This is a genomic window from Kovacikia sp. CALU 1929 (assembly GCF_056784235.1).
Genome location: NZ_JBXBCF010000065.1, coordinates 242,878 through 256,483 on the forward strand (window position 1 = coordinate 242,878; position 13,606 = coordinate 256,483).

At 50.8% G+C, this 13,606-nt stretch carries 13 protein-coding genes; 8 read left to right on the forward strand and 5 right to left on the reverse strand.

What is annotated here, in order from left to right; all coding sequences use genetic code 11:
* Window positions 1-19: 19 nt before the first annotated feature.
* The gene (ribD, locus tag AC1S52_RS12830; RefSeq protein ID WP_482029404.1) at window positions 20-1,183 is read right to left on the reverse strand and encodes a bifunctional diaminohydroxyphosphoribosylaminopyrimidine deaminase/5-amino-6-(5-phosphoribosylamino)uracil reductase RibD; all 1,164 of its coding nucleotides are present in this window, start codon (window positions 1,181-1,183) and stop codon (window positions 20-22) included.
* Between the two features lie 18 nt (window positions 1,184-1,201).
* Between ribD and AC1S52_RS12835 the strand changes: the two genes are divergently transcribed.
* A complete protein-coding gene (locus AC1S52_RS12835; RefSeq protein ID WP_482029405.1) occupies window positions 1,202-1,627 on the forward strand; it encodes a surface-adhesin E family protein in 426 nt (141 codons plus the stop codon).
* Between the two features lie 134 nt (window positions 1,628-1,761).
* On the opposite strand, the gene AC1S52_RS12840 is transcribed toward AC1S52_RS12835, so the two are convergent.
* Entirely contained in the window at window positions 1,762-3,594 is a 1,833-nt protein-coding gene (locus AC1S52_RS12840) for an N-acetylmuramoyl-L-alanine amidase family protein (protein WP_482029406.1), read from the reverse strand.
* A 162-nt stretch (window positions 3,595-3,756) separates the two neighbouring features.
* Here AC1S52_RS12840 and AC1S52_RS12845 point away from each other — a divergent pair, with 162 nt between their 5' ends.
* From AC1S52_RS12845 to AC1S52_RS12855, 3 genes are all read left to right on the forward strand, one after another.
* Window positions 3,757-5,448, forward strand: coding sequence for a CTP synthase (locus tag AC1S52_RS12845; RefSeq protein WP_482029407.1), 1,692 nt, complete (start codon window positions 3,757-3,759; stop codon window positions 5,446-5,448).
* A gap of 56 nt (window positions 5,449-5,504) precedes the next feature.
* A complete protein-coding gene (locus AC1S52_RS12850; protein ID WP_482029408.1) occupies window positions 5,505-5,717 on the forward strand; it encodes a hypothetical protein in 213 nt (70 codons plus the stop codon).
* 358 nt (window positions 5,718-6,075) lie between these two features.
* Window positions 6,076-6,309 (forward strand): DUF2188 domain-containing protein, encoded by a 234-nt coding sequence (locus tag AC1S52_RS12855; RefSeq protein WP_482029409.1) that lies wholly within the window; start codon window positions 6,076-6,078, stop codon window positions 6,307-6,309.
* 208 nt (window positions 6,310-6,517) lie between these two features.
* Here AC1S52_RS12855 and AC1S52_RS12860 read toward each other — a convergent pair whose 3' ends face one another.
* From AC1S52_RS12860 to cimA, 3 genes are all read right to left on the reverse strand, one after another.
* On the reverse strand, window positions 6,518-6,973 hold the full coding sequence (locus tag AC1S52_RS12860) for an EVE domain-containing protein (RefSeq protein ID WP_482029410.1): 456 nt from the start codon (window positions 6,971-6,973) through the stop codon (window positions 6,518-6,520).
* Window positions 6,974-7,053: 80 nt separating this feature from the next.
* Window positions 7,054-8,079, reverse strand: coding sequence for an ABC transporter permease (locus AC1S52_RS12865; protein WP_482029411.1), 1,026 nt, complete (start codon window positions 8,077-8,079; stop codon window positions 7,054-7,056).
* Between the two features lie 29 nt (window positions 8,080-8,108).
* The gene (cimA, locus tag AC1S52_RS12870; protein ID WP_482029412.1) at window positions 8,109-9,821 is read right to left on the reverse strand and encodes a citramalate synthase; all 1,713 of its coding nucleotides are present in this window, start codon (window positions 9,819-9,821) and stop codon (window positions 8,109-8,111) included.
* A 412-nt stretch (window positions 9,822-10,233) separates the two neighbouring features.
* On the opposite strand from cimA, the gene AC1S52_RS12875 reads away from it, so the two are divergent.
* From AC1S52_RS12875 to rimJ, 4 genes are all read left to right on the forward strand, one after another.
* Window positions 10,234-10,521 (forward strand): hypothetical protein, encoded by a 288-nt coding sequence (locus AC1S52_RS12875; protein WP_482029413.1) that lies wholly within the window; start codon window positions 10,234-10,236, stop codon window positions 10,519-10,521.
* Window positions 10,522-11,040: 519 nt separating this feature from the next.
* Window positions 11,041-11,490: an NUDIX hydrolase gene (locus AC1S52_RS12880; RefSeq protein ID WP_482029414.1), complete on the forward strand. Its 450-nt coding sequence runs from the start codon at window positions 11,041-11,043 to the stop codon at window positions 11,488-11,490.
* A 96-nt stretch (window positions 11,491-11,586) separates the two neighbouring features.
* Window positions 11,587-13,014, forward strand: coding sequence for a protein adenylyltransferase SelO (locus AC1S52_RS12885; protein WP_482029415.1), 1,428 nt, complete (start codon window positions 11,587-11,589; stop codon window positions 13,012-13,014).
* Window positions 13,011-13,601: a ribosomal protein S5-alanine N-acetyltransferase gene (gene rimJ / locus AC1S52_RS12890; RefSeq protein WP_482029416.1), complete on the forward strand. Its 591-nt coding sequence runs from the start codon at window positions 13,011-13,013 to the stop codon at window positions 13,599-13,601. The genes AC1S52_RS12885 and rimJ overlap by 4 nt, the downstream gene beginning before the upstream one ends.
* Window positions 13,602-13,606: the final 5 nt, after the last annotated feature.

Genomic DNA, 13,606 nt, shown 5'->3' on the forward strand with positions numbered 1-13,606 from the left:
GGTGAAAATCTTTCATTGACTACATCTCTCCTGCCTCCCTCTCACCTCTCATCCCTAGATATCCCTCCACCAAGAGATCCGAACCAACGGATCGCCACTTAACCCGCTCCAATGGCAAAGCGTGAGTCATGGCTGTTAGTCCTAAATCGCCGACAGGGCTAGGAGCAGTGCTGCCCCCGATAATTTTAGGGGCAATGAAAGCCAGAACTTTTTGAATGGAGCCATCGGCGATCGCCTGGGCTGCCAGGGTTCCCCCGCATTCCCACAGAACACTCATAAAGCCGCGTTCATACAAAAAGGTCATCAACGCATAGGGGGTGAGGGGAATCAGTTCAATCACTTCTACTCCCCGTTCCACCAGAAAAGTGCGGAATTCTGGGTTAGGGCCGGGTTCAGTCACAACCAGGGTGGGGGCAGTCGTTGTGTCCCAGAGTTGAGCGTTGGTTGGCAGGTTGAGCGATCGACTCATGACAATCCGCAGGGGGGTATGAAGTGCCTGCCGACTGGTCAGCAATGGATTGTCCTGGCGAACGGTATTGCCACCAATCACGATCGCATCACATCCGACGCGCAACTGGTGAACCTCACTCCGGGCAGCAGAACCCGTAACCCAGCTACTATGCCCGGTTGTGGCTGCAATTTTCCCATCCAAAGTCATGGCATATTTCAAGATACCGAATGGGCGATGGTGCGTGACCCGATAAACAAAGGCTTCGTTTAATGCCTGACAAGCCGCTGCTTCTACACCCACCACCACTTCAATCCCTGCCCGCTGTAACCGGGCAATCCCACTGCCAGCCACTCTTGAGTCGGGATCTATCATGCCAACCACTACTTTTTTAATCCCTGCCTCAATCACTGCCTCTGCACAGGGAGGGGTGCGCCCGAAGTGGTTGCAGGGTTCCAGGTTGACATAAATGGTTGCGCCTCTGGCGCGTTCTCCTGCCTGACGCAGGGCAAACACCTCTGCGTGGGGTTGTCCAGCAGCGGGGTGAAATCCCTCCCCTATAATTTCATCATCCTGAACCACGACCGCTCCTACTAAGGGATTGGGGGCAGTTTTCCCCAATGCCTGTCGAGCCAGTTCCAGGCATCGCTCCATCATTTTCTGGTCCGGCGATCGCCCAGTAGCCGATTTGTTCTCTGTAGAATCAGATGAAAAATTATGGGAAGAATAGTCCATAGTTGTGTAACTCTTCTTATGACTAATACCCTACAAAAATTCTGCTGCATTATTGGGATTGCAGGTTGTCTTTTAGGAACAGCCAGCGTTGGAGAAGCCGCTCCAGCTAAACAAGGCTGGGTCGAGGTCTTAACCGATCAGCGAGACAAAACCTGGTACGTGGACAGTGGCTCAATCCAGGGCAAGGGGCGCTTTCGTTATTTCTGGTCCTACATGACTGGGGGAACCCCCTATCCCGAAAATGGCAAATTAGTTCACAGTATGGCTTTCTATCTATCCGTAGACTGTCAACAAAAGCAGTTCCGTCTTCGTTATGCTCGCTCTATGGATGAGAATGCCAAAACCATTAAAGAGTTCGACTTTGGCGAAAGCCAGTCCTTAGGAAGCCCCAGATCTGGCTCTGGGGAAGCGGCTTCGATTAATTTCGTCTGTTCTCAAAGATGAGGGGAGGGGGAGAAGTTGAAAGTTGAAAGTTGAGAGTGCGAAGTTGACAATGACCAGTGACCAATGACCAATAACTGAGAACCACCGACTACTGACTGCCAACTAACAACCAACAACCTTTACCTCATCACCCCTCACTTCTTCCGCACCCACTCAGCAACGCCATCGGCGATCGCGATCGCCAGCCGTTTTTGCTCCCCTGGGTTGACGATCCACTCGTATTCCACTGGATTGATCATAAAACCCAGTTCTAGCAGAACGGTGGGAGCAACCGCCGGACGGGTGAGAGCCAGGTTGTTCCAGAAAACCCCATAGGATGGGCGCTTAAGCGTCTTAACCAGATAGTTATGCAGAAACACCGCTAGACTGTGCGCTTGGGTGTTGTACCAGAAGGTGGAGATGCCTTTGGTATTAGCAGCATCACCACTGTCAGGCAGGGCGTTGTAATGCAGACTGAGTGCAAGGGTAGGCTGAGTTTTGTTAATCAGGGTAATCCGGTCTTGCAAGGATACGTCTTTATCCTGTTCGCGGGTCATCACCACCTTTGCCCCCCGCTGGACTAACTGCTCCCGCAGCAGTTTAGAGATGGCGAGAACAACGGTCTTCTCTCGCAACCCGGTCGGTCCAACGGCACCCAAATCTTCTGGTCCGCCATGTCCGGGGTCGAGCAGGATGGTCGTCCCAGCCAGGGAGGACGATGGGGAAGTGGACTGCCTGCTGGCTGGGGGATGCCTCAAGGACAGCACCAGGCTAGTTCCCTCATAGCGGAGTTTGTAACCCCATTGCTGGCGAGTCTTCAGATTGAAGGTGTACTGCACCTGACCGGGAACCGTTTGCTGCCAGTCGAGGCGTTCAATCAGGGGGTCATCGTCCAGGCGAATAATGTCGGTCTGAGCGGTGGTGTTGTGGAGGGTGAGGGTGAAGGTGCGATCGCCCTGGTGCACACTCAGCGGCACAGGCAATTGCAGGGGAAAGATCACTTCTGTCCAACCATCCACCTGTCGCGCTCTGATACTGCGAATCAAGGAAGTAGAAGGGGCAACGCTTTTTTGGATCTGTACTTCCTGACGATTAATCCATGCGCCATAATCCAGCCTGACCCAATCGCCCTCGTAGCCAGTGACGGTTGCCTGGGTTCCTTTGGGCAGAGGCGTGAGACGCGAATAGTCGGTGCTGGGACCTGTACGAGCAGCCCCATTCTCTGCAATCACCTCAGCTACTTCTAGCTGGATCGGTGACAGAATGCGGATACTGCCAGGAGCTTTCTGGCTGACCGTTTGCCCGTCTAGGGCAAGTTGAAATTCTGGTTGTCCCAGATCCCCCAGCAGAACCGAGCGAGTACAGCCTTTGTAGTGACTGATAGTACGGGTGACGGGCTGGTTTTGCTGGGTTAAAACAGCGGCGTTGTCTGGCAGGTCTACGGTTTGAGTCGGGGAGGTGAGAGGAATGGTTTGCCCTGCCAGTTGGACAGAGACTTTGGCATTGGCAGGGGCGATCGCCCCAAAACAGAGCCACTCATCCGGTAAGCGAGCAATGTTTACCGCTGGAGCCAGCGAATCTTTAGCAAAGGCAACTCCTGAGGGAATTTCCGGTTCCGTCGTCAACCGCGTCACCGTTACATTCAATTCCTGCTGGTTATAGCGCAAGGTAAATCGATTGTCGCCCACTTTCAGCGGCAAGCTAGGGGCAAAGTGACCCGCAGGGCTGCGCGGAATGGATTTTCCGTTGATCAGCACCGTTCCTTTAGGGGGAGCCGTTCCAATCAAGAAAATCTGATGGGCACTCGTCTGATGGTTCGCCGGAGGGTAAGCCAGGTAAAGTGCCTTTTGTGCCTGAACTGGCGAAGAAAGCAAGCTGATACAGGTAGCAGCACCCAGAGCCGAGATTGGATAGAGCTTCGCCAAAGGAAAAGTCAATTGCGAGCGATCGCCCATCCTCCCTTGCTCCAGCCTGAGCCACAAACCCATACACCCGCTCACCCACTTTCCTCCAACCATCTCCCTCGCCTCCCTCATTCCCTCTCCCCTTCACCCCCTCACCCATCCACTCCACCACTCCTCCCCATCCCCCATGCCCAAACCATGTGGCAGAATGAACTGGTTACACCAGGGATTCCAGCTTCTCACACTATGACTAAGTTTGTATTTGTAACGGGTGGTGTTGTTTCGAGTATTGGCAAGGGCATTGTAGCAGCCAGCCTGGGACGGTTACTGAAATCACGGAACTACTCAGTTTCTATCCTCAAGCTAGACCCTTACATCAATGTTGATCCAGGCACAATGAGTCCTTTTCAGCACGGGGAAGTCTTCGTTACAGAAGATGGTGCAGAAACAGACCTGGATTTGGGACACTATGAGCGTTTTACAGACACTTCTATGTCTCGTCTCAACAGCGTCACAACGGGTTCCATTTACCAGGCAGTGCTGAACAAGGAGCGTCGGGGAGATTATCATGGCGGCACGGTGCAGGTGATTCCCCATATCACCAATGAGATTAAGGAACGAATTTTGCGGGTGGCTAAAAACACAAACCCGGATGTCGTCATCACCGAAATTGGCGGCACGGTGGGGGATATTGAATCACTGCCATTTTTGGAGGCAATTCGTCAATTTCGTAAGGATGTAGGAGGACGGCGCAATGTGCTCTATATGCATGTCACCCTGATTCCATTTATTCCCTCTGCCGGGGAGATGAAGACCAAGCCAACACAGCATTCGGTGAAAGAACTCCGTTCAATTGGGATTCAACCCGATATTTTGGTCTGCCGCAGCGATCGCCCCCTGCCCGCCGGATTGAAGGACAAAATCTCTAACTTTTGTGATGTTCCTGTGGAGTGTGTCATCACTTCCCAGGATGCCAGAAGCATTTATGAAGTACCCCTCACCCTGGAACAGGAGGGATTAGCCTATCAAACGATTGATCTCCTGGGGCTAGAGCAGCGAACCCCCAACCTGACCCAGTGGGCAACCCTGGTCGATCGCCTGTATGGTCCCAGCAAGCATTTAGAGATTGCCCTGGTGGGTAAGTATGTGCGGTTAAACGATGCCTACCTGTCGGTCATGGAGGCATTGCGCCACGCGGCGATCTCTTTGGATAGTGAACTCAAAATCCGCTGGATCAATTCTGAAGATATCCAGGAGCATGGTGCCGAGCGGTATTTAGAGGATGTCAACGGGGTGATTGTTCCGGGTGGTTTTGGCATTCGGGGAGTCGATGGCAAAATTGCAGCCATCAACTATGCCCGCACCCATGCACTGCCGTTTTTGGGACTCTGTTTGGGAATGCAATGTTCGGTGATTGAATGGGCCCGTCATGTTGCGAATTTAGAGGATGCCAACAGTGCTGAATTTGTCCCGGAAGCCCGCAACCCCGTGATTAACCTGCTACCGGAGCAACAGGATGTGGTAGACCTGGGTGGCACAATGCGGCTAGGGCTATATCCCTGTCGGTTAGCTCCCAACACCCTGGCATTTAAGCTCTATCAGGAGGAAGTCATCTACGAACGCCACCGTCATCGGTATGAGTTCAATAATGCTTACCGTAGTCTATTTACCGAGACGGGCTATGTCGTTAGTGGATCTTCACCCGATGGTCGATTGGTCGAAATTATCGAATTACCCAATCATCCATTTTTCCTGGCAACTCAGTTCCATCCAGAGTTTCAGTCCCGTCCCAGCAGTCCCCATCCCCTATTTCAAGGCTTTGTTGAAGCAGCATTGCAAATTCAAACAGGGCATAAAATCCCAGGTAGGGAGACAGAATTTATACCGAGCTATTTAGATGCCCACGCCAAAGAGGTTCCTCCGGTTGAAGTGCCGTAAGGGTGGAATAGGATAGAAAGCGGTAGCACCTGAATGACAGCATTTGAGGAAGGTTTGTGGCTTACTGGATCAAAATCACGTATGACCGGAACACGTATGTGATCGACCTGGACCGTGTCACCGCCTTCTGCTACGTGCCCAATGGCAGAATCTCCTTTGCCTTAATTGATGGGAATACGACGATTGTAGTGAACCAGCAAAATGATCCATCCGGGTATCAAACCATTCTGGACTACATTGAGAAGCGTACCGGGCAAAGTTTTCCCTAATGAGAAGACTCAGTGGCGAACCCAACCATTGCTACAATGACCGTTGAGGATGAAAGCTGCCTGCTGAGGGTGATGGTCATCGTTATGTCTTCAGAATGAGTTGAAAATCTAATTTCTGGCAGACGAGCAGGGTCAAGATTTTGCCTAAAACTTTGTTATAGCGTTTTTGAATCCAGTGAGGTAGATGGATAGCCGTAAAGCCCTTGAGTCAAACAGATGAGATGTACCTCACCAAGAAAGGAAACGCTATATAAATCTCACCAACTTAAAAACCTATAGTTTTTCTGGAAAAAATCTTTAGCTCTCAACCTGGATGAGGTTTAAAAGCAGGTTTCTCCTAAAAGGAGCAATAACACTTATGCCGTGGACTTATCAAGACTATCCGGCTTCGATGAAAAACCTCAGGGCAGAAGTACGACGGAAGGCGATCGACATTGCCAATGCCTTACTGGATGATGATTACGAAGAAGGAAGGGCGATTGCCATTGCGACTGCCCAGGCTGAAAAGTGGGCAAAACGGCGAGATAAACCGATCGCCAAGAAAAACTCGACGGGCACAACTGGAAAAGCGGTAGAGTCTGATACTGAGTAGGGGAGAGTCTGATACTGAGTAGGGGAATCGGGTGTGAGGTGTGAGGTGTGAGGTGTGAGGTGTGAGGGACTCGCAAATTAATAAAGTCCCAAAGTCATTCCCGCGCAGGCGGGAATCCATCGTGGAGTAGCTTGTCTAGCGGGTACTTTATTTGGGGGCACATCCCTTAGGTGTCAGGAAGGATTGATAGAGTAATGCCAGATAGTACTTACTTTTGAGCCATTTTCAAGATTTTCTTTGCTACCTCCTCTGCCACGGGCATCACGGACAGTCGGTTTCCCTGCTTGACGACGAGCAGTTCTTCTGGGCTAAAGGTTTGGCGCAGGGTATCTAAAGAAATGATTTCAGCAAATGCTTCGACAAACTCAACTTCCACGGTTTGCCAGCGGGGATTCTCTTGAGGTGATTTTGCGTCGTAGTACTTACTTTTAGAATCAAACTGAGTCGGGTCTACAATATCCGGTTGAGAAACTTTCATTAATCCGGCAATACCCAGCGGTTCTGCATTGGAGTGATAAAAAAATGCCAGATCACCGATCTGCATTGAACGCAGAAAGTTGCGTGCCTGATAATTGCGCACTCCATCCCAAATCGTAGTGCGATCGCGCTGCAAGTCTTCAATCCCGTAAGTACTCGGTTCAGACTTCATCAGCCAGTAATTCATACCTCTCCTCACTATTGCAGCAATTGATTAAATTTCCAGTCAGCATCAGCAACCAAACTCAGGCGCTGTTTACTGACTTCCTAATAACGGATGCGGGGATCAATGTAGGCATTGAGAATATCGATCGCAATACTGGCAAGTGCCACGATCGCCGCAAAAAACACAACAATTCCCTGCACGGTTGGATAATCGCGTTGGGCGATCGCCCGGTACAGTCGGTTTGCCAGTCCGGGCCACGAAAAGGTAACTTCCGTTAAAATTGCCCCGCCCAACAATGCCGCAAAGGTCAGCCCCAGAATGGTGACCACCGGAATCAAGGCATTTCTCAGGGCGTGATTCAGCAAAATTTTTGATTCGGGAATTCCTCTGGCTCTAGCGGCTTCCACGTAATCCGACTGGAGCGTTTGCTTCAAATTGACTCGCACAATTCGCTCAAAAATGCCGCTGATCAAAATTCCCAGGCTCAGACAAGGGAGGGTCAGGTAATACAGTGCCATGAAAAACTGGCTCAGGTTGCCGTGCAACAAACTATCAACCGTGTACAGCCCCGTCGGACCGTCGGGAGCCGGAAGCGTGATGGGAAAGCGCGTCCCCAAAGGAAACCAGCCTAACTGAACCGAAAAAATTAACTGCAACAACATCCCAAACCAGAACAAAGGCACCGAATAGGTAATAATGCCAAACAACCTGCCCCCGGCATCCAGCGGCGTATCTGGGTTAGAGGCAGACAGGATACCGACGGAAATTCCAACCACAAGGGCGATCGCCATACTGAAAAGCGCCAGTTCCACCGTTGCTGGAAAAAAATCCTGGATAATTTGCCACACAGATTGTCCCTGGCTGATCAGGGATTTACCCAAATCCAGCCGCAGCAACGCTCCCATATAGTCTAAATACTGCAACCAGAGGGATTTTCCCAGCCCCAACTGTTGCCTGATTTCGTCCTTAGCTGCCTGGGGTGCCCGGGGACCCAACAACGCATCTACGGGATCACCTGGCGTTGCCCGCAACAACAAAAAAACGACGGTTGTAATCACCCATAGCATCAAAGGAGCCAGAAGCAAGCGGGCAGTAATGTAGTAACGCAGGGAACTGGAGCGGGACATGCAGCAGGTGTTAGGGGAGGGAAGAGAAATCAATGGTCGGGGGTTAGCACACAGAACAGAGGAGGTTTGGCGGGGTTGTGCAGAAATAAGCCGTATTCCAGCCCTTCTACCACTGCCAGGTAGGACGCCTCCAGAATGTTGCCGGAAACGCCTACCGTTGTCCAGCGTTGGTGACCGTTGCTCGATTCTACCAGGACGCGGGTTTTGGCAGCGGTTCCGGCTTTGCCATCTAGAATCCGGACTTTGTAATCGGTCAGGTAAAAGGTTTCAATCTCCGGGTAAAAGTTGATCAATGCTTTCCGGAGTGCGGCATCCAGCGCTGAAACTGGACCATTTCCCTCAGCCGCTTCTAGAATATCTTTTCCATCGACTGCCACTTTAACGGTTGCCAGCGAGGTTGCCTGGTTTGCATCCTTTCCAGGCACCATATCGTAGTGAACCTGAAAACCTTTAATTTCAAAGGGTGCCTGCCGTTGACCTAAAGCTTCCCGCATGAGTAGCTCAAAGCTGGCTTCCGCTGCCTCAAACTGATAGCCTTCACTTTCCAGGCTTTTGAGCCGCTGTAAGATCTGGCGACAGGTGGGGTCTTGCTTGTCCAGTTCAATCCCAAAGGTGCGTGCTTTGGCGAGAATGTTACTCAAGCCGGACTGGTCTGAAATCACAATCCGGCGGCGATTACCGACCTGCTCTGGCTGAAGGTGTTCGTAGGTTAAGGGATTGCGCTCAACGGCGCTGACGTGGATACCTCCTTTGTGGGCAAAGGCAGACAGTCCGACAAAGGGCGCATGGTCATCGGGAGCCAGGTTAACCACTTCACTAACAAAACGGCTGGTTTCAGTCAATTGTGCCAGTTGTTCATCGTTGATACAGGCAAACCCCAGCTTCGCTTGCAAGTTAGGGATTAAGGAGCACAGGTTGGCATTACCACAACGTTCGCCATAGCCGTTGATGGTGCCCTGTACCATGCTCACGCCCTGCATCACCGCTGCCAGGGCATTAGCGACAGCCGTGTCAGAGTCGTTGTGGGTGTGGATACCAAGTCGGGGATGGGGGTTGAGGTTGGTTTTTGGTTTTTGGTGGTTCGTGGCTAGTTGATTTGGGCGGCTGGCGACTGGCTCTTCGCCAAAAAATTCAAAGTGGGTGACGACCTGACTTACAATCTGGCTGATTTCGTGGGGTAGGGTGCCGCCATTGGTGTCGCAGAAGACCAGCCATTCAGCTCCGGCGGCGATCGCCACTTGCAAGGTCGCCAGCGCATAGTCGGGATTGCGCTTGTAGCCATCAAACCAGTGCTCGGCATCATAAATGACTCGGCGACCCTGGGATCGCAGGTACTCAATGGTGTCGCGGATCATTTCCAGGTTTTCATCCAGGGTGGTTTTCAAGCCTTCCGTGACGTGCAAATCCCAGGATTTACCAAAAATAGTGACCCATCGGGTTCCGGCTGCCAGAATCGGTTGCAGCATCGGGTCTTGGGCAGCGGCAGTGCCCGGTCGGCGGGTAGAGCAAAAGGCGACCAGTTCTGCCTGGGTCAGCGGTTCTTCCTGAAGTTGCCAAAAAAACTGCACATCTTTCGGATTTGCTCCGGGCCAACCTCCTTCAATAAAAGGCACTCCTAGCTTATCGAGCTGGCGGGCGATTCGTAATTTGTCTTCAATGGAAAGGGACAAACCCTCCCGTTGAGCACCATCACGCAGCGTTGTGTCATAGATCCAGATTGGGCGGCTAGTATTTGCGATCATGGAGGTGAGGAATGGAAAAAAATTCAGATCAACGAAGGCAGTAAACTTTAATTGTAGGGAAAGGCTTGCAGCCTTCAGCGAAAGAAATCCTGCGATCGCTCAGAACGGCATACATCGTTTCCTTTCTGGGTGAGGTACATCTCATCTGTTTGATTTAAGGGTCCTAAAACTATCCATGTACCTCACTGGATTCAAAAACGCTATAAACGGATTTCACAGTGCAATCATCAACCAGGTGATGAATTGGTCAGCCCACCCTGCCCCAATCCTTAAGTTAAGTGAATTCCTACGTCTGACCATAACCCGTACTATGGATGAACCCCAATCAAAATAAAGTCTGTCAAAATTAAACGTAACCGTTAGGTCACCTGGTTGCTAAAAAATTAGGGCTAACTCCAGCAGGGGAAAACCGATGAACCGATTAGTGCTTGCGATTCTAATCTTGATTGCCGTCTTAGGAGGGTTACAAGTCGTCAATACATCTGCATTTCGGCAGTGGATTGCAAACCGGACAGGCAGTACTCCCCCAACCCAGACGACAGGTTTCAATGCCAATGCCCCAAAAGATATTACCCAGGATACGCCGCTCGTACCTACCTTGCCCCAGTTGCCTTCCAATCCCTCCCCTGACAATGGTGGCTCTGGGCAAAATAATGAAACGCCAACCCAACCGCTGCAACCCATCCCAGGTGGTTGGTAAAGCTGACATTCCAGCCAATATTTTCTGTCGCAGCCGTTAAGAAATAACTGCAATAGGCTATTAGCGAATAGCCAGTCAAATTTGTGAAGTTGTTTTTTACAAGCTCGTAGTAACTTCGTGCTACTTTTACAGGCATATCTACTATTCTGTCGCACGAGGGAATAGCTCAACCTTAATATTAGCCATACTTTGGACCATCAAAAGTCCATCTCAAGTTATACGGTTTTCCCTTCCCAAGTATAGATTAGCTTAGCCTGACCCACCGTTATACTGAGAGCATAAGTTGAACAAAGTATGACCTCACCGACATAGATGCAAGCAAGCGTCAAGGGTCGAAGCAAACCAACTATATGAAACATAAGCCCTGGGTCAGTCTGGCTCAGGGCTTTAGGCTGAATGCTTACAGCTATTTTCATTTGTGTAGGCTATACCGATCCACTGTTTCGCATTCATCTAAAAGGCATCGCCTGCGTGGCACTCGTCTGAAAACCGCTGTAAGGGCGAATAGGAGGCATTTCTGTGATTCGGCAATCTGGAGTGATTCCCTTTCGTGTCAGAAATGGGGAAGTTGAAGTTCTGCTCGTCACCTCCTCAAGTGGCAAACGCTGGGTCATTCCAAAGGGTTGGATCTCCCCATTCATGACACCAGAAGATTCTGCTGCGAAGGAAGCCTGGGAAGAGGCAGGAATTACGGGAAAGGTATACACGCCGATGCTCGGTGACTACAACACGCGCAAATGGAGTTATCCCTGCCAGGTGGAGGTCTTTTTGATGGCAGTCGAGACGGAGTCAACCGATTATCCGGAGGTCAGGCGCAGAAAGCGCCAATGGATGAGCATCGCCAAAGCAACTAAATGTGTGCGAGAAGCAGACTTGAAAAAACTATTGAAGTCGTTATTAAACTCAGAAAATGAAGCCTTCGCTGACATTTTGCACGCTTTGTATCTTCCACCTGGCACAATTCAATAGATAAACTTGCAATCGATAACTTGTTGCCCCCAGGGTTTTGCCATGTCCCTGGCATATCTTCTATTTTGATGTTTTCTTCTCTATTCCCTTTTCCCTATGCACCCTCCTAACCCCCTTCTGACCCTCAGCTACGAACCAGTGGTGGAATGGTTGGGAGATGATTACTACGATCGCGTAACGGCGGCTGAATTCCCCAACCATATTTTGCGGTTTCGCAATAATGATCTGTTGTCAAAGTTAGGGCTTGACCCACAGGCAGTCAGCGACGGGCATTTTATCGAAGCCTTTGGTCAGTTTCAAAACGCCCCCCATCCTTTTCTGGCGCTACGCTATCACGGCTACCAGTTTGGTGAATATAACCCGGCACTGGGGGATGGCAGAGGCTTCCTGTATGGACAGGTGCGGGGGCAGGATGGCGAACTGTATGACCTGGGTACCAAAGGCTCTGGCACAACCCCCTACTCTAGGGGTGGCGATGGCAGACTAACCCTAAAAGGGGGTGTGCGGGAGGTGATTGCCGCAGAAGCGTTACACCGGGCAGGGGTACGAACGTCTCGCTGCTTTTGCCTGGTTGAAACGGGGGAATCCCTCTGGCGGGGGGATGAGCCATCACCAACCAGATCATCCGTGATGGTGCGGTTTAGCCGTTCTCACATTCGGTTTGGCACTTTTGAGCGGCTGCATTACTTTAAGCGCAAAGATCTGATCGCCATTCTATTGGACCATGTAGTTGAACATTACTATCCCCACCTGGCAAACCAGAGCGATCGCTACACCCGTTTTTATGCAGAGTTGGTACAACGAGTCGCAGAGTTAGCGGCTCAATGGATGGCGGCTGGGTTTTGTCATGGCGTGCTGAACACCGACAATATGTCCATTAGCGGGGAAAGTTTTGATTACGGTCCCTATGCCTTCATTCCAACCTATAACCCCAGCTTCACCGCTGCCTATTTTGACCATTTTGGGCTTTACAGCTACGCCAACCAACCCGAAATCTGCCACCAAAACTTAGAGAAACTGCAACGCCCCTTGGGGTTGGTGGTTTCTCAGTCAGACTTAGATGCCGGATTGGCAAGCTTTTGGGAGACCTATCAGCAAGCCTATCAGCAACGGATGTTGAGCAAGTTGGGGTTTGAATCAACCGTAGATCCCAAATGGCAGGAACTTCTGAACCTGACGCTTCAACTTTTGCGAGAAACCCAGGTCAGCTATCATGACTTCTTTGCCGCGCTGGCTCAGCAGTTTTCACAGGACTGGCGAGAAGATGCCAGCCAGATCTTCAGAGATGCTACGCTGTCTAACGATGAACTGGCAACCCTCTGGAACCATTGGAAAATCTTTTATTTCAATCAATTGTTGGGCGTATCGGATAGTGAAATGATGCAGATCAAAAACCGATTACAAATCAATAATCCAACCACGGTTCCAGTGCGATCGCTGATTGAAGCCGTCTGGAAACCGATTACCGAAGCAGATGACTGGTCAACATTCTATGATTTGCTTGAGCGAATTCGTGCGACATGACGCAATCAGACTATGGAGTGCAGGGGTTTCCTCGCCTATCGACCCCAAGGCTGGTGATTCGCATGGCGGACTATCGGGATGCCAGCGAAATCGCCCGCTACTATAGCCACAACCGAGCATTTTTACAGTCATTTGAGCCAACTCGCCCAGAGGAGTTTTTTAGTGAAGCCTTCTGGAGATCGCAAACAGAGCATAACCTGATCGAGTTCACCCACGACCATTCCCTCAGGTTGTTTGTGTTTGAGCAAAAACATCCGAAAACCGTTGTTGGCGTTGTCAATTTCTCTCAAATCTTTAGAGACCCCTTTCATGCCTGTGTTTTGGGCTACAGTCTTGCCGAAGTCAAACAGGGGCAGGGGTACATGTACGAAACGCTCAGTGCCGCCATTGACTATATGTTTGCAGAGCAAAACTTTCACCGGATCATGGCAAACTACATGCCCCGTAACCAGCGAAGCGGCAATCTGCTGAGAAGGTTAGGCTTTACAGTCGAAGGCTATGCCAGAGATTACCTGCAAATTAACGGCACATGGGAAGACCATATCCTGACCAGTCTGACCAACCTTAACTGGAAACCCAACCCCTAACCCCT